The organism is Streptomyces sp. NPDC028289 (assembly GCF_055565975.1).
The window spans coordinates 369,628-384,161 of sequence record NZ_JBVHTI010000009.1 but is presented as its reverse complement, the minus strand read 5'-3'; the positions used below and the strand labels follow the sequence as shown (position 1 = coordinate 384,161).

14 protein-coding genes are annotated in these 14,534 nt (G+C 72.1%); 5 read left to right on the top strand and 9 right to left on the bottom strand.

The window, feature by feature from the left end; all coding sequences use genetic code 11:
- The first annotated feature begins 12 nt into the window (after nucleotides 1-12).
- The 3 genes from ACZ4UV_RS41520 to ACZ4UV_RS41510 all read left to right on the top strand — a co-directional run bounded on the left by ACZ4UV_RS41520 (nucleotide 13) and on the right by ACZ4UV_RS41510 (nucleotide 4,184).
- Nucleotides 13-1,236: an arginine deiminase gene (locus tag ACZ4UV_RS41520; RefSeq protein WP_451020733.1), complete on the top strand. Its 1,224-nt coding sequence runs from the start codon at nucleotides 13-15 to the stop codon at nucleotides 1,234-1,236.
- Nucleotides 1,237-1,623: 387 nt separating this feature from the next.
- Nucleotides 1,624-2,631, top strand: a complete 1,008-nt coding sequence (argF, locus tag ACZ4UV_RS41515) for an ornithine carbamoyltransferase (protein WP_451020732.1) — start codon at nucleotides 1,624-1,626, stop codon at nucleotides 2,629-2,631.
- Between the two features lie 116 nt (nucleotides 2,632-2,747).
- Nucleotides 2,748-4,184, top strand: coding sequence for an amino acid permease (locus tag ACZ4UV_RS41510; RefSeq protein ID WP_451020731.1), 1,437 nt, complete (start codon nucleotides 2,748-2,750; stop codon nucleotides 4,182-4,184).
- On the opposite strand, the gene ACZ4UV_RS41505 is transcribed toward ACZ4UV_RS41510, so the two are convergent.
- From ACZ4UV_RS41505 to ACZ4UV_RS41480, 6 genes are all read right to left on the bottom strand, one after another.
- On the bottom strand, nucleotides 4,144-4,593 hold the full coding sequence (locus ACZ4UV_RS41505) for an ATP-binding protein (RefSeq protein ID WP_467845235.1): 450 nt from the start codon (nucleotides 4,591-4,593) through the stop codon (nucleotides 4,144-4,146). The two genes, ACZ4UV_RS41510 and ACZ4UV_RS41505, sit on opposite strands and share 41 nt — an antisense overlap.
- Nucleotides 4,594-4,835: 242 nt before the next feature.
- Nucleotides 4,836-6,047, bottom strand: a complete 1,212-nt coding sequence (locus ACZ4UV_RS41500) for a sulfate adenylyltransferase subunit 1 (protein ID WP_467845232.1) — start codon at nucleotides 6,045-6,047, stop codon at nucleotides 4,836-4,838.
- 11 nt (nucleotides 6,048-6,058) lie between these two features.
- Nucleotides 6,059-6,961: a sulfate adenylyltransferase subunit CysD gene (gene cysD, locus ACZ4UV_RS41495; RefSeq protein ID WP_390034945.1), complete on the bottom strand. Its 903-nt coding sequence runs from the start codon at nucleotides 6,959-6,961 to the stop codon at nucleotides 6,059-6,061.
- Nucleotides 6,958-7,509 carry an adenylyl-sulfate kinase gene (cysC, locus tag ACZ4UV_RS41490; RefSeq protein ID WP_451020301.1) on the bottom strand — a complete coding sequence of 184 codons (552 nt, stop codon included), beginning with the start codon at nucleotides 7,507-7,509 and terminating at the stop codon, nucleotides 6,958-6,960. The genes cysD and cysC overlap by 4 nt, the downstream gene beginning before the upstream one ends.
- A 182-nt stretch (nucleotides 7,510-7,691) precedes the next feature.
- Nucleotides 7,692-8,516 (bottom strand): PaaX family transcriptional regulator, encoded by an 825-nt coding sequence (locus ACZ4UV_RS41485; RefSeq protein WP_451020302.1) that lies wholly within the window; start codon nucleotides 8,514-8,516, stop codon nucleotides 7,692-7,694.
- Between the two features lie 106 nt (nucleotides 8,517-8,622).
- Nucleotides 8,623-8,817, bottom strand: coding sequence for a DUF5999 family protein (locus tag ACZ4UV_RS41480; protein WP_451020303.1), 195 nt, complete (start codon nucleotides 8,815-8,817; stop codon nucleotides 8,623-8,625).
- A gap of 291 nt (nucleotides 8,818-9,108) precedes the next feature.
- On the opposite strand from ACZ4UV_RS41480, the gene ACZ4UV_RS41475 reads away from it, so the two are divergent.
- Nucleotides 9,109-9,549, top strand: coding sequence for a DUF6299 family protein (locus tag ACZ4UV_RS41475; RefSeq protein ID WP_451020315.1), 441 nt, complete (start codon nucleotides 9,109-9,111; stop codon nucleotides 9,547-9,549).
- Nucleotides 9,550-9,607: 58 nt separating this feature from the next.
- Here the strand turns inward: ACZ4UV_RS41475 and ACZ4UV_RS41470 are convergent, their stop codons facing one another.
- A complete protein-coding gene (locus ACZ4UV_RS41470; RefSeq protein WP_467845227.1) occupies nucleotides 9,608-10,480 on the bottom strand; it encodes an alpha/beta fold hydrolase in 873 nt (290 codons plus the stop codon).
- A gap of 57 nt (nucleotides 10,481-10,537) precedes the next feature.
- On the opposite strand from ACZ4UV_RS41470, the gene ACZ4UV_RS41465 reads away from it, so the two are divergent.
- On the top strand, nucleotides 10,538-12,526 hold the full coding sequence (locus ACZ4UV_RS41465; RefSeq protein ID WP_451020305.1) for a BTAD domain-containing putative transcriptional regulator: 1,989 nt from the start codon (nucleotides 10,538-10,540) through the stop codon (nucleotides 12,524-12,526).
- A 123-nt stretch (nucleotides 12,527-12,649) separates the two neighbouring features.
- On the opposite strand, the gene ACZ4UV_RS41460 is transcribed toward ACZ4UV_RS41465, so the two are convergent.
- Together ACZ4UV_RS41460 and ACZ4UV_RS41455 are read right to left on the bottom strand one after the other, a co-directional pair.
- The gene (locus ACZ4UV_RS41460; RefSeq protein ID WP_451020306.1) at nucleotides 12,650-13,516 is read right to left on the bottom strand and encodes a sugar phosphate isomerase/epimerase family protein; all 867 of its coding nucleotides are present in this window, start codon (nucleotides 13,514-13,516) and stop codon (nucleotides 12,650-12,652) included.
- A complete protein-coding gene (locus tag ACZ4UV_RS41455) occupies nucleotides 13,513-14,529 on the bottom strand; it encodes a Gfo/Idh/MocA family oxidoreductase (RefSeq protein ID WP_451020307.1) in 1,017 nt (338 codons plus the stop codon). The genes ACZ4UV_RS41460 and ACZ4UV_RS41455 overlap by 4 nt, the downstream gene beginning before the upstream one ends.
- Nucleotides 14,530-14,534 lie beyond the last annotated feature (5 nt).

Below are 14,534 nucleotides of genomic sequence, written 5' to 3'. Positions count from 1 at the left end.
CAGGATGGAGGCATGGGATTCCACGTCGACTCCGAGGCCGGGCGGCTGCGCCGCGTCATACTCCACCGGCCGGATCTGGAGCTCAAAAGGCTCACCCCGAGCAACAAGGACGCCCTCCTCTTCGACGACGTCCTCTGGGTGCGCCGGGCCCGGGCCGAGCACGACGGCTTCGCCGACGTGCTGCGCGACCGCGGGGTCGCCGTCCACCTCTTCGGCGACCTGCTCGAAGAGGCGCTGGAGATCCAGGCCGCCCGCACCCTCGTCCTGGACCGGGTCTTCGACGAGAAGGAGTACGGCCCCCTCGCCACCGACCACCTGCGCACCGCCTTCGGGAAACTGCCGGCGGCCGAACTGGCCGAGGCGCTGGTCGGCGGCATGACCAAGCGGGAGTTCCTGGCCGCCCACGAGGAGCCCACCTCGGTCCGCTTCCATGTCATGGACCTCGACGACTTCCTCCTCGAACCGCTCCCCAACCACCTCTTCACCCGCGACACCTCCGCCTGGGTCTACGACGGCGTCTCCATCAACGCCATGCGCTGGCCCGCCCGGCAGCGCGAGACCGTGCACTTCGAGGCGATCTACCGGCACCACCCGCTCTTCCGCGGCGAAACGTTCCACGTGTGGTCGGAGGGGCAGGCCGCCTACCCGTCCACCATCGAGGGCGGCGACGTCCTGGTGATCGGCAACGGCGCGGTCCTGATCGGCATGAGCGAGCGCACCACCCCGCAGGCCGTCGAGATGCTCGCGCACAAGCTGTTCGCGGCCGGCTCGGCGCAGACCATCGTCGCCCTGGACATGCCGAAGCGGCGCGCCTTCATGCACCTCGACACCGTGATGACGATGGTCGACGGCGACACCTTCACCCAGTACGCCGGGCTCGGCATGCTCCGCTCGTACACCATCGAACCGGGCGCCGGCGACAAGGAGCTCAAGGTCACCGACCACCCGCCGGAGCACATGCACCGGGCGATCGCCGCCGCCCTCGGCCTCAGCGAGATCAGGGTCCTGACCGCCACCCAGGACGTGCACGCGGCCGAGCGCGAGCAATGGGACGACGGCTGCAACGTCCTCGCCGTCGAACCCGGGGTCGTGGTCGCCTACGAACGCAACTCCACCACCAACACCCATCTGCGCAAGCAGGGCATCGAGGTGATCGAGATCCCGGGGAGCGAACTGGGGCGGGGGAGGGGCGGGCCGCGGTGCATGAGCTGCCCGGTGGAGCGGGATGCCGTGTGAGGAGCGCCGCATAAGACGCTTTTCCTCGTGGCGGGACCTTGCGGTCCGGGAGGAGGCCGCCGGGCGGGCGGTGCCGTCCCCGCCGGCCGGTCGCATCACGCGGTGCGCGGGCGCGCTGTCGGAGTGGTGGTCTGATCCGGCGGTGGTCCGACGGGCCGCTGACCGGTGGTGCCGACGGTGTCGGCCGAGTCGCGCGGAGGCTTCGGCGCCCTTGCGGGCGGTGCGATGCCGACGGTGCGCGGCGCTCAAAGCCATGTACGGCCGCGCAGGGGGCGCAGTATGAAAACGTGCCGAGCGGGATGACCCGACGGTGCCTGTATAGAAATGTGGAACATCGTATAGACTTCCAACGTCCCCGAAGCCGACCCCAACCGCTGGAGCGCCCCCATGGCGACTGTCCCGACCGCCCTCGCCGGCCGCCACTTCCTCAAGGAGCTGGACTTCACCCAGGAGGAGTTCCGGGGGCTGGTCGAGCTGGCCGCCGAGCTGAAGGCGGCCAAGAAGGCCGGGGCCGAGACCCAGTACCTGCGCGGGAAGAACATCGCGCTGGTCTTCGAGAAGACCTCCACCCGCACCCGCTGCGCCTTCGAGGTCGCCGCCGCCGACCAGGGCGCCGCCACCACCTACCTCGACCCGGCCGGCTCGCAGCTCGGGCACAAGGAGTCGGTGAAGGACACCGCCCGGGTCCTCGGCCGCATGTACGACGCGATCGAGTACCGCGGGCACGGCCAGGGCGTCGTCGAGGAGCTGGCCGCGTTCGCCGGCGTGCCCGTCTACAACGGTCTCACCGACGAGTGGCACCCCACCCAGATGCTCGCCGACGTGCTCACCATGACCGAGCACAGCGACAAGCCGCTCACCGACATCGCCTTCGCCTACCTCGGCGACGCCCGCTACAACATGGGCAACTCCTACCTCGTCACCGGCGCCCTGCTCGGCATGGACGTCCGGATCGTCGCGCCTCGTCTGCTGTGGCCGGACGACACCATCGTCGAGCTGGCCCAGCAGCTGGCCGGCGCGTCCGGCGCCCGGATCACACTCACCGAGAACGTGAAGGACGGGGTGCGTGACACCGACTTCGTCGCCACCGACGTCTGGGTGTCGATGGGCGAGCCCAAGGAGGTCTGGGACGAGCGCATCGCGCTGCTCGGACCGTACGCCGTCACCATGGACGTGCTCCGTGCCACCGGCAACCCCGACGTGAAGTTCCTGCACTGCCTGCCGGCCTTCCACGACCTCGGTACCGTCGTCGGCCGCGAGATCCACGAGCGGCACGGGCTGACCGAACTGGAGGTCACCGACGAGGTGTTCGAGTCCGAGCACTCGGTCGTCTTCGACGAGGCCGAGAACCGGATGCACACCATCAAGGCCGTGCTGGTGGCCACACTCGCCTGACCAGCCCTGTTCATTGCCCCTATGCTGTGCGGCGGCCCGGCACCACCCCTCGCCGAGGCCGCCGCCGCGACCGACCCCGGATCGCACCCGCACCACCAGAAACGAGCACCACCCGCATGCCCCGCATCAAGTCCCCCCACCTCCTGGTGGCCGAATCAGGCGCCGACCGGGAGGGCCACGGCCTCCGCCGCACCATGGGCCTCTTCCAGCTGATCTGCTTCGGCATCGGAGCGATCGTCGGCACCGGCATCTTCGTCGGCCTCTCCGACTCGGTCGCCCAGGCCGGCCCGGCCGTGGTCGTCTCCTTCGTCCTCGCCGCGGTCACCTGCGTCTTCACCGCCCTGTCCTTCGCCGAGCTGGGCGGCGCGATCCCGGTCTCCGGATCGTCGTACTCCTTCGCCTACGCCGGACTCGGCGAGTCCACCGCGTTCCTGGTCGGCTGGTGCCTGCTCCTGGAGTACGGCATCTCGATCTCGGCCGTCGCGGTCGGCTGGAGCCAGTACGTCAACGAGCTGCTGCACAGCCTCACCGGCCTCCAGCTCCCGCACGCCCTGTCCGCGGGCCCCGGCGACGGCGGGATCGTGAACCTCCCCGCCGTGATCGTCATCGCGATGGCCGCCGTCCTGCTGGTGCGCGGGGTCCGGGAGAGCGCCCGGGCCACCGCCGCGATGGCGGCCGTGAAGCTGGTCATCCTGCTCGCGTTCTGCGCGATCGGCTTCAGCGCCTTCAAGGACGGCAACCTCGTCCCGTTCTCCCCGGCGGGCCTCGGCGGCATCGGCGCGGGCACCACGGCCGCGTTCTTCTCCTACATCGGCTTCGACGCGATCACCACGGCCGGCGAGGAGGCGAAGAACCCGCGCCGGGACATCCCGGTCGCCATCCTCGTCTGCATGGGCGTGGTCACCCTGCTGTACTGCGCGGTCGCGCTGGCCGCCATCGGCGCCATCGGCGGCGACCGGGTCGCGGGCCGCCCCGCCGCGCTCTCCTACGTCGTCAACCAGGTCACCGGGTCCACGATCGGCGGCGGTGTGATCGCCTTCGGCGCGGTCGTCGCCATCGCCTCGGTCGTCCTCGCGGTGATGTACGGCCAGACCCGCATCCTCATGTCCATGTCCCGGGACGGCCTGATCCCGCGCGTCTTCGAGAAGGTCTCCCCGAAGACCGCCACGCCCGTCGCGGGCACCCTGATCGTCGCGGCCGTCTTCGCACTGCCGGCGGCCTTCGCCTCGCTGGACGCGGTGATGAACCTGTGCACCATCGGCACCCTCGCGATCATGGCCGTGGTGAACATCGCGGTGATCGCCCTGCGCCGCCGCGAACCGTCCCTCGCCCGCACCTTCCGGGTGCCGCTCTACCCGGTAGCTCCGCTGCTGGGCGTCGGCTTCTGTCTCTACCTGATGTACGAGACCGGGTGGACGACCTGGATCCAGTTCGCCGTCTTCCTGGCCGTGGGCCTGCTGGTCTACGTCGGCTACGGACGCCGGAAGTCCACGCTGGCCGCCGCCGAGCCGGCTACGCCGGCCGCCACTGACGCGGTACTGCAGGAAGCCTGAACCACACGGCCTTGCCGGACTCGGTGGGGCGGTGCCCGCAGGACGAGCTCAGGGCGCGGATCAGCAGCAGGCCGCGCCCGCCCTCCTGCATGGGGTCGGGCTCCTCGATCACCGGACGGGTGAGATGGCCGGGCGGCGCCGGGTCCGGGTCGTGCACCTCGACCTTGCAGGCCCCCGGCACCAGTTCGACGACCAGCTCTATCGGTCCCTTGCCGGCGGTGTGCTCCACGGCGTTGGCGACCAGTTCCGCCGTGAGCAGTTCGGCGGTGTCGGGGTCGGCCGCGTGGTCCGCCTCCTCCATCGCCGAGCGCACCAGGGCACGGGCGACCGGCACGGCCGCGACGGTGTGCGGCAGCGCGATACGCCAGGAGGCGGCGGAAGGTGGTTCGTACACGGTGATTCCGTTCATGGCGCAGGCGATCACTGCTTGTCCTGCTTTCAACTGTAGGAATGGTACGGGTCCCGTCCCGGACGCTGTCGGCGCCCCCCTGACGGGACCTTCGTCCCGGTAACGGGTGGCTTACCCCGCCGATGGGCCCGTCTCCCACGTCCGGCTCCGCTGTTACCGCCTTATTGACGCGCCGTGACCTTGTGACGCGGCACATACGAAAAAGCCCCCGGTTTCCGGGGGCTCTTCCGCAGCAGGAGGGGTCAGCCGAACTCGACCATCCCCGCGGTCAGCGTCGCGCCGTCCGCCGGGTCGATCAGGATGAAGGCGCCGGTACGGCGGGAGACCGCGTAGGGGTCCAGCGGCAGCGGCTCGGCGCTGCGCAGGGTGATCCGGCCCAGGTCGTTGACGGTCAGCTCGGCCGCGCCCCCCAGGTCCCGGACGATCGCCTTGACGGTCCGGGTGGCGTGCTTGAGCAGCACCCGGTCGCCGACCCGGAGCGGCCGGTCGGCCAGATGGCACACGGCCGCCGTCACGTCCTGGGTGAGCACCGGCGCTTCCGGACCCGTGGTGATCATGTCACCGCGCGAGACGTCCCGCTGGTCGGTCAGGCGCACCCCGATGGACTGCGGGGCATGGGCCGCCTCGGCGTCGGCGCCGAGCACGTCGATCGCGGCGATCGTGGAGGTGGCCCCGGACGGGTGCACGGTGACCCGGTCGCCGACCCGCAGCGAGCCCGAGACCAACTGGCCCGCGTAGTGACGGACGTCACCGTGCCTGATGACGTACTGGACCGGGAAACGGGCCGGGGCGTCGGTGGCGTCGGCGGCCACCGGGACGTTCTCCAGGAACTCCAGGAGCGCCGGGCCGTCGTACCAGTCCATGTGCGCGGAACGGTCGACGACGTTGTCACCCGCCAGCGCCGAGACCGGGATCGCGGTGACCTCGGGGAGCCCCAGCTCGGCGGTCTGGGCGGTGAAGTCGGCGACGATCGGCTCGAACTCGGCCCGCTCGTAGCCGACCAGGTCCATCTTGTTGACGGCCAGGACGACGTGCGGGACGCGCAGCAGGGCCGCCACGGCCGCGTGCCGCCGGGTCTGCTCGACGACCCCGTTGCGGGCGTCGACCAGGATGATCGCCAGTTCGGCGGTGGAGGCGCCGGTGACCATGTTGCGGGTGTACTGCACGTGGCCCGGGGTGTCGGCGAGGATGAACCGGCGCTTCGGGGTGGCGAAGTAGCGGTAGGCCACGTCGATGGTGATGCCCTGCTCGCGCTCGGCACGCAGGCCGTCGGTGAGGAGGGCGAGGTCGGGGGTGTCCTGGCCGCGGTTGAGGGAGGCCTGCTCGACGGCCTCCAGCTGGTCGGCGAGGACCGACTTGGAGTCGTGCAGCAGCCGTCCGACGAGGGTGGACTTGCCGTCGTCGACGGAGCCGGCGGTCGCGAACCGCAGGGTGTCGATGGTCGTGCTGGTCATGGCGGTCATGCCTAGAAGTACCCTTCGCGCTTGCGGTCTTCCATCGCGGCCTCGGAGAGCTTGTCGTCGGCACGCGTCGCGCCGCGCTCGGTCAGCCGGGAGGCGGCGATCTCGGCGATCACCTTCTCGATGCTGTCGGCGTCGGAGTCCACCGCGCCCGTGCAGGACATGTCACCGACGGTCCGGTAGCGCACCTGCCGCTTCTCCACGGACTCGTTCTCCCGCGGCCCGCCCCAGTCACCGGCGGTCAGCCACATCCCGCCCCGCATGAAGACCTCGCGGTGGTGGGCGTAGTAGATCTGGGGGAGTTCGATCTCCTCGCGGGCGATGTACTGCCAGACGTCCAGCTCGGTCCAGTTGGAGAGCGGGAAGACGCGGACGTGCTCGCCAGGGGCGTGCCGGCCGTTGTAGAGGTTCCACAGCTCGGGGCGCTGGCGGCGCGGGTCCCACTGGGAGAACTCGTCGCGCAGGGAGAAGACGCGCTCCTTGGCGCGGGCCTTCTCCTCGTCGCGGCGGCCGCCGCCGAAGACGGCGTCGAACTTCTCGCTCTGGATCTTCTCGGTCAGCGGGAGGGTCTGGAGCGGGTTGCGGGTGCCGTCGGGGCGTTCGCGCAGCACACCGCGGTCGATGTAGTCCTGTACGGAGGCCACGTGGAGGCGCAGCCCATGTGCGGCGACCACACGGTCCCGGTATTCGAGGACCTCGGGGAAGTTGTGTCCGGTGTCCACGTGCAGGAGCGAGAAGGGGATCGCGGCCGGGGCGAACGCCTTGAGGGCGAGGTGGAGCATGACGATGGAGTCCTTGCCGCCGGAGAAGAGGATCACCGGCCGTTCGAACTCGCCCGCCACCTCGCGGAAGATGTGGACCGCCTCGGACTCCAGCGCGTCCAGGTGCGACAGCGTGAAGGTGCTCATGCCAGCCCCCGTTCCACCAGCAGCGCGTGCACCGCGTCCGCCGACTCCCGCGGGGTCTGCTCCTGGGTGCGCAGCACCAGCGCCGGATCCGTGGGCGGCTCGTACGGGTCGTCGACGCCGGTCAGCCCGGTCAGCCGGCCCGCGGCCTGCCTGGCGTACAGGCCCTTCACGTCCCGCTCGCTGCACACCTCGACGGGGGTCGCCACATGTACCTCCAGGTACGGCGTCCCGCTCTTCTCGTGCCGGTTGCGGACCGCCTCGCGGCTGTCCGCGTAGGGGGCGATCACCGGGACGACGGAGAGCACGCCGTTGCGTGCGAGCACCTCCGAGACCAGGCCGATGCGCTGCACGTTGGTGTTGCGGTCCGCCCGGGAGAAACCGAGGCCGGCCGAGAGGAAGCGACGGATCTCGTCACCGTCGAGGACCTCCACGCGATGTCCCTCGGCCTTGAGCCGGTCGCCGAGGAGGCGGGCGATCGTCGTCTTGCCCGCGCTCGGCAGCCCCGTCAGCCAGACCGTGGCTCCCTGAGCCCTTGGCGTGGTGGTCATGCGCAACAGACCTCTTCCTTACCTTCTCGGCGAACTCGCGTACGACCCGTCGAAGAGTAGGTAAGAAGTCTGAGAGGAGCGGTTAAGGAACCTGAGGTTTAACTGAGTGACTCCTGGTACGCAAGAGGTCACAGTGCCCTGCAATGAACATTTCACAAAAGGCAGTGTGTTCACGCGGGCGTTCAGGGAGCCGCTTGCAGGCCGGCGAAGGCGCCCCCGGCCTCCCGCAGCCGTTCGTGCAGGGCGCGGAAGACGGCCGCCGCGCGGGTGCCCGGCCAGTCGGCGGGCAGCAGGTTCGTCGGCAGCCCGGGGTCGGTGTACGGCAGGTGGCGCCAGGTGTCGAGGGCGCGGAGGTAGTCGCGGTAGGCGTCCTCGGGCGGGGTGTCGGTGCGGTGCTCCCAGCCGCGCAGCACCGGCTCGTGGGCGTCGAGGAACTGCTCGTGGGCCTTGGCGATGGCGGTCAGGTCCCACCAGCGGGCGACGGCCTCGGTGGTGGGCTGGAAGCCGAGGTGGTCGCCGCGGAAGAAGTCCACGTACGGGTCCAGGCCGAGCCGGCTCAGGGTGTGCCTGGTCTCCTCGAAGAGCCGGGCCGGGGCGATCCACACGCCCGGCGCGGCCGTGCCGAAGCCGAGTCCGGCCAGCCGGGAGCGGAGCACGTGCCGCTTCTGCCGCTCCGACTCGGGCACCGAGAACACCGCGAGCACCCAGCCCTCGTCCTGCCGCGGCGCGGAGGCGTACACCCGGCGGTCGCCGTCGTCGAGCAGTTGCCGTGCCTCCGGGGAGAGCTCGTACCCGGCGGCACCCTGCGCGGTCCGGGCCGGCACCAGCAGCCCGCGCCGTTTCAGCCGGGACACCGACGAACGTACGGAGGGGGCGTCCACGCCCACGGCGGCCAGCAGTCTGATCAGCTCGGCGACGGGCACCGGGCCGGGCAGGAAGCGGCCGTACGCGCCGTAGAGCGTGACGATGAGGGACCTCGGGGCGTGTTGCTCGGGCACGTTGATCATTTTAGGTCCCCGGCATCACTGCTGGTCACCTTCGGTGCACGGCTGAATGAGAGTCAGGATTCCGGGGCCCGTCCCGGATGCCGCGCGCCGGCTGCCGGGGGCCGGGTCAGGCGGCGACGGCGAGGCGCTCGGCCGGGCCGCGGTGCGGCGGGACCACGCTGCCGTCGGCGTGCAGCTCGCCCGTGTCGTCGAAGACGATCGCCCCGTCGCACAGCAGGGTCCAGCCCTGCTCGGGGTGGGCGGCCACGATGTGCGCCAGGCCGCGGTCGGCCGTCGCGCTCGGGGACTGGTGGGAACACATGGCGCACCTCCACGGGTTGCCTTCGGCGCCTTCGCCGGGAGCCATGCCAAGACCATGCTCCCGCCGTGAACGCCGGGGAACCACCTGCCGCGACCTGTGACAACACGCGGACAACTCACGGACGCTTCCACGACGGTCACCGCACGCCCGAGACGGGGAAGGGACCCGGCGGGCCCGGACGGCGGGCCGGGACGCGCCAACGAAGGGGTGACGGTCACGCGATGTGCCCGGGCCGCCCGGTATGCAGGGCTTGCCCCCCCATGTTCCGGGAAGGAAGTCATGCCCGTAGCCATGCCCGTACGCCCCGCCCTCGCCGCGGCCCTCGGTTCCGTCGCGCTGCTGTGCGCGGCCGTCGCCCCCGCGACCGCCGCCCCCGAGCCCGCCGCCGCCACCGAGGCCGTCACCGTCGACCCGACCGGCAGTCTCGCCTCCGACGGCACGGTCACCCTCTCCGGCACCTACACCTGCACCGGTGCCACGGGACCGGTCTTCATCAGCTCCTCGATCAGCCAGCAGTCGCCGAACCTCCACCACGGGATCGGCGGCAGCCGGGCCGTGTGCGACGGCACCAAGCACGACTGGAAGAACACCGGCCAGGTCACCACGGAGAAGCTCAAGCCCGGCGCGGCGCAGGTCGAGGCCACGATCCTGGAACTGCGCCCCGTGGGCGGCCTGCCGCTGCCGTTCATCCACGCCGTCGCGGAGCGGGACATCACCCTCGTCAAGGCCTGACGCGCCCGTGTGAACGGCCGTCGGGTCGGTCGGGCCCCGGTCGCCGGGGCCCGGCCGTTCACCGGGCGAGCGTCTTCCTGATCGCGTCGGTGACCTCGCCCGGCGCCTCCTCCGCCATGAAGTGCCCGCAGGTCACCGTGCGGTGCTCCAGGTCCGGCGCCCAGGCCTGCCACAGGGCACCCGCGTCGTAGCCGAGAGCGGCGCCCCAGTCCTGCTGGAGCACGGTGACCGGCATGCCGAGCACATGTCCGGCGGCCCGGTCGGCCAGGTCGTGCTCGGCGTCGACGCCCGCCGAGGCGCGGTAGTCGGCCACGATCGACGGCACCGCTTCCCGGCAGGCCGCGAGGTAGCCGGCGCGGACGTCTGCGGGGATCGCCGCCGGGGCGCGGGACCACAGGTCGAGGAAGTGACCGAAGAACAGGTCCGGCGCCGCACCGATCAACTGCTCGGGCAGACCCGGCGGTTGGGCCATGAGGTAGAGGTGGAAGGCCACGGCGGCCGAGGCGCCGCGCAGCACCTCCCACATGTCCGCGGTGGGCAGGACGTCCAGCAGCGCCAGGTGTGTGACGGCGCCAGGACGGTCGAGCCCGGCCCGGAAGGCGACCAGGGCGCCCCGGTCGTGCCCGGCCAGCGCGAAGCGTTCGTGGCCGAGGGCCCGGGCGAGCGCCACGACGTCCGCGGCCATGGTCCGCTTCGAGTACGACGACCCGTCCGCGTCGGCCGGTTTGTCACTGGCGCCGTAGCCGCGCAGGTCGGGGCAGATCACGGTGTGGTCGGCCGCGAGCTCGACGGCCACGTGCCGCCACATCAGGTGGGTCTGGGGGAAGCCGTGGAGGAGGACGACGGGGCTGCCGGTGCCGCCCACGGCCGTGTGCAGGGAGACACCGTCCGCGACCGGGATGCGGTGCTGCTGGAAACCGGGGATGTTCATGCGCCGAGGCTCCCGTGCCCTGATCAGCAGCCGATCAGCAGCACGTACGGTGGGCGGGTGAGCAAGGACGAGGTCGGCTTCGGGGTGCTCGGGCCGGTGACGGCGGAGCGCGCCGGTGCCACGCTCGCCCTGAAGGGCCCCAAGCACCGCGCCGTACTGGCCCGGCTGATCGTCGCCCGCAGACGGGTCGTACCCGTCGCCCGGCTGGTCGCCGACCTCTGGGAGGAGCCGCCGCCCGCCGCCGTCGGCGCCGTCCGCACCTTCGTGGGCGATCTGCGGCGCGCCCTCGAACCCGACCGGCCGCCCCGCACCCCGGCCCGGCTGCTGGTCACCGACGGACCCGGCTACGCCCTGCGCGCGGAAGCGGTCGACGCCTGGCGGTTCGAGCAGGCCGTGGAGGCCGCCGCGCAGGAGGAGCCCGCGCGGGCCGCGCACCGGCTGCGGGAGGCGCTGGAGCTGTGGCGCGGGCCCGCCTACGCCGAGTTCGCGGACGAGGAGTGGTGCAGGGGCGAGCGCGGCCGGCTCACCGAGCTGCGGCTGCGGGCCGTGGAGCTGCGGGCCGAGGCGTTGCTGGCGGCGGGCCGGGCGGCCGAGGCGGTACCCGACCTGGACGCCCACCTCACCGGGCACCCGTGGCGGGAGGAGGCCTGGCGGCTGCTGGCGCTCGCCCTCTACCGGACCGGCCGCCAGGGCGACGCCCTCGCGGTGCTGCGCCGGGCCCGCGCGACCCTCGCCGGCCGGCTGGGCCTCGACCCGGGCCGGGCCCTGCAGCGGCTGGAGGCCGACGTGCTCGCCCATGACCCCGGCCTGGACGCGGAACGCGGGGCTACGGCGGCCCGGGTCTGGTCCCGGGCGGCCGAGGCGTACGACCGCAACGTCGCCGCCGGCGCCCGGGCCCGGCTCGAATCGACCGTCGGACTGCTGCGCACCCTCGCGGTGACCGGCTCCGGCGGGCCGGCCGCCGCCCTCGAACACCGGCTAGCGGCGATCACCGCGGCCGAGGAGTCCGGCGACCCGGAACTCACCGCCCGGGTCATCGGCGCCTACGACGTCCCCGCGATCTGGCCCCGGTCCGACGACGAGACGGGCGCCGCCCGCATCGTCCGGGCCGCCGAACAGGCGCTCGTCCGCCTCCCCGCCACTCCCGCCCAGGACGCGGCCCGCTGCCGGCTGCTCGCCACCGTCGCCCTGGAGTCCCGCGGCACCGGATCAGAGCGTGCCGTGGCGGCCGCCGCCGAGGCGGAGCACCTCGCCCGCCGCCTGGACGACCCGGCGCTGCTCGCCTTCGCCCTCAACGGCGTCTTCATGCAGTCCTGCACCGGGACCGGCCTCGCCCCGCGCCGCGACGCCGTCGGCACCGAACTGGTCGCCCTCGCCGCCCGGCACGGCCTGGTCACCTACGAGGTACTCGGCCACCTGATCCGGACGCACGCCCGCGCCGCCCTCTCCGACTTCGCGACGGCCGACGAACACGCCACGGCGGCGGACCGGCTGGCGGCCCGTCATGAACTGCCGCTGGTCCGGGTGTTCACGGAGGGATACCGGGCACTGCGCCTGGCGGCGACGGGCGGGACAGGGCACGACGGGGGCGGAACCGGTGCCGTCGAGGCCGCCTACCGCGAGGTCGGCCGGCTCCTCGACGGGGCCGGTATGCCCGGGGTGCGCGACGGGCTGCTGCCCTTCGCGCTGCTCTGCCTCCGGCTGACGGGGCGGCCGCACGGTATCCGCGACGCCGTGGACCCGGCCGCCGACTGGGGACCGTACCTCCCCTGGGTCCGGCCCGCGCTCGCCCTCGCCGCCGGTGACGAAACGGCGGCCCGCGACGCGCTGCGCGGGCTGCCCGAGCCTCCTGCCGACCTCGTGCAGGAGGCACTGTGGTGTGTCGCCGCGGCCGTAGCCCTGGCACTCGGCGACCGTCCGGCCCTGCGCCGCTGCCTGTCGTCCCTGCGCCCGGCCGCCGGCCAACTCGCGGGGGCGGGCAGCGGGTTCCTGACGGCCGGGCCGGTCGACGTGTGGCTTACGGCGATCGAGGAGGCTCTCGGCTGAGCGGGCCTCGCGAAGTCAGCTGCGGTTGGACAGCGCCCCGTAAGGGGCGCGGGGAACTGCGCGACCAGCCACGACGGCGCCGCGGCCGAACAACGACACACCACGGCACCGCCAGTGCAGCGCCTACGCCGCCAGCTCCTTCCTGATGCGGTCCAGCATGAACGCCGAGGACTCGCGGGCCCGCTCCTCCCAGGCGAAGACGCAGGCGGTGGCGACACCGTCGAAGTCCAGCTCGCGCAGGGTGCCGAAGAACGCGTCCCAGTCGACCTCGCCCTGGCCGATGTCCAGGTGCTGGTGGACGCGGGCCGCGGTGCCGGGCGGGTTGAGGATGTAGCGCAGCCCGCTGGAGCCCTTGTGGTTGAAGGAGTCCGCGATGTGCACGTGCCGGAGCTTGTCGCCCGCGTAGTTCATCATCGCCGCGATGTCGGCCGTGGGGTCGGCGCCGGAGAGGTGGAAGGAGTGCGGGGCGCAGTACAGGTAGTTCACCCACGGCTTGTTGATCGCGCGGACCAGGTCGACCGCGGGGGTGTTCTCCTCGCAGAAGTCGTCCGGATGCGCCTCCAGGTTGAGGGCGATGCCCTCGCGCTCGAAGAGGGGGAGGAGCTCCTCCAGGGAGCGCCAGAAGGCCGCCTCGCTCTCCGACGCCCGCTCCGGACGGCCGTTGAACTCGCTGTTCATCAGGGGGCATTCGAGATCCGCCGTGATCTCGATCATCCGCTTCCAGTAGCGGACGGCCGCCTGCCGCTCCGTCTCGTCCGGGGACGACCACCTGTACAGCGGGAGGACGGAGGAGAGCTGGACGCCGTGCGTGCGCAGGGAGTTCTTCAGTTCGGCGATCCGGTCGTCGTCCGCGCGCGGATGCAGGAAGAACGGCATGAAGTCGTCGCGCGGCGACAACTCGATGTACTCGTAGCCGAGTTCGGCCACCGTGCGCACCATGTCGCCGATCGGCAGGGCGCGGAACATGTACGGGTCGAGTGCGATCTTCATGCGGTACCTCCGTAGAAGGCCGGGCGGGGCTTGAGGTCGGTGGCGACGACGCTGCCCGACTCCAGGGCCTCGACGGTCGCGGCGGTGATGACGGTGGCGGCGTAGCCGTCCCAGGCGGAGGGGCCGGTGGGCGCGGAGCCCGCCGCCAGGTTGGCGATCCACTCGCGGAACTCGGTGTCGAAGGCGTCCCGGAAGCGGCCCACCCAGTCGGTGAGGACCGCCGTGCTGTGCTGTCCGGCGGTACGGACGCCGACCGCGGCCGGGTCGGGCAGCCGTACCAGGCCCTCCTCGCCGACCGCCTCGCACTGGATGTCGTAGCCGTACCGGCAGTTGACGAAGACCTCCAGGTCGATGCGGACGCCCTTGGCGGTCTCGAAGAGCATGATCTGCGGGTCCTTCAGGTGCTCGAACCGCTTGCTCGTGGCGCGCGGGGTGATCACCTGGGTGGAGACGATCTCGTCGTCGAGGAGCCAGCGCAGCACGTCGACCTCGTGCACGGCCGTGTCCAGCGCGGCCATCGCGGAGGTGTAGGACTCCGGGACGGTCGGGTTGCGGTGGGCGCAGTGCACGATCAGCGGCTCGCCGATGCGGCCGGCGTCGATGACCTGCTTGAGCTGCCGGTAGCCGGCGTCGTAGCGGCGCATGAAGCCGACCTGGACCAGGCGGCGGCCGTGTGCCTGTTCGGCCTCGACGATGCGCAGGCAGTCCTCAGCGGTCGTGGCGAGGGGCTTCTCGCAGAAGACCGGTTTCCCGGCGGCGATCGCGTTCAGCACGTGCTCGGCGTGGGTGGGGCCCCAGGAGGTGACGAGTACGGCGTCCACGTCGTCCGCCGCGACCACGGCCGTCCCGTCGGTCAGCACCCGGGCGCCGACCGGCTCCGCGGCCTCGGCGGCACGGGCCGGATCGATGTCGGTGACCGCGGTGACACGGGCTCCGGTGACGGTGTGGGTGAGGCGCCGGATGTGCTCGTTGCCGATCCAGCCGGCGCCGATGACGCCTACGCGTACGGTCATGGTCG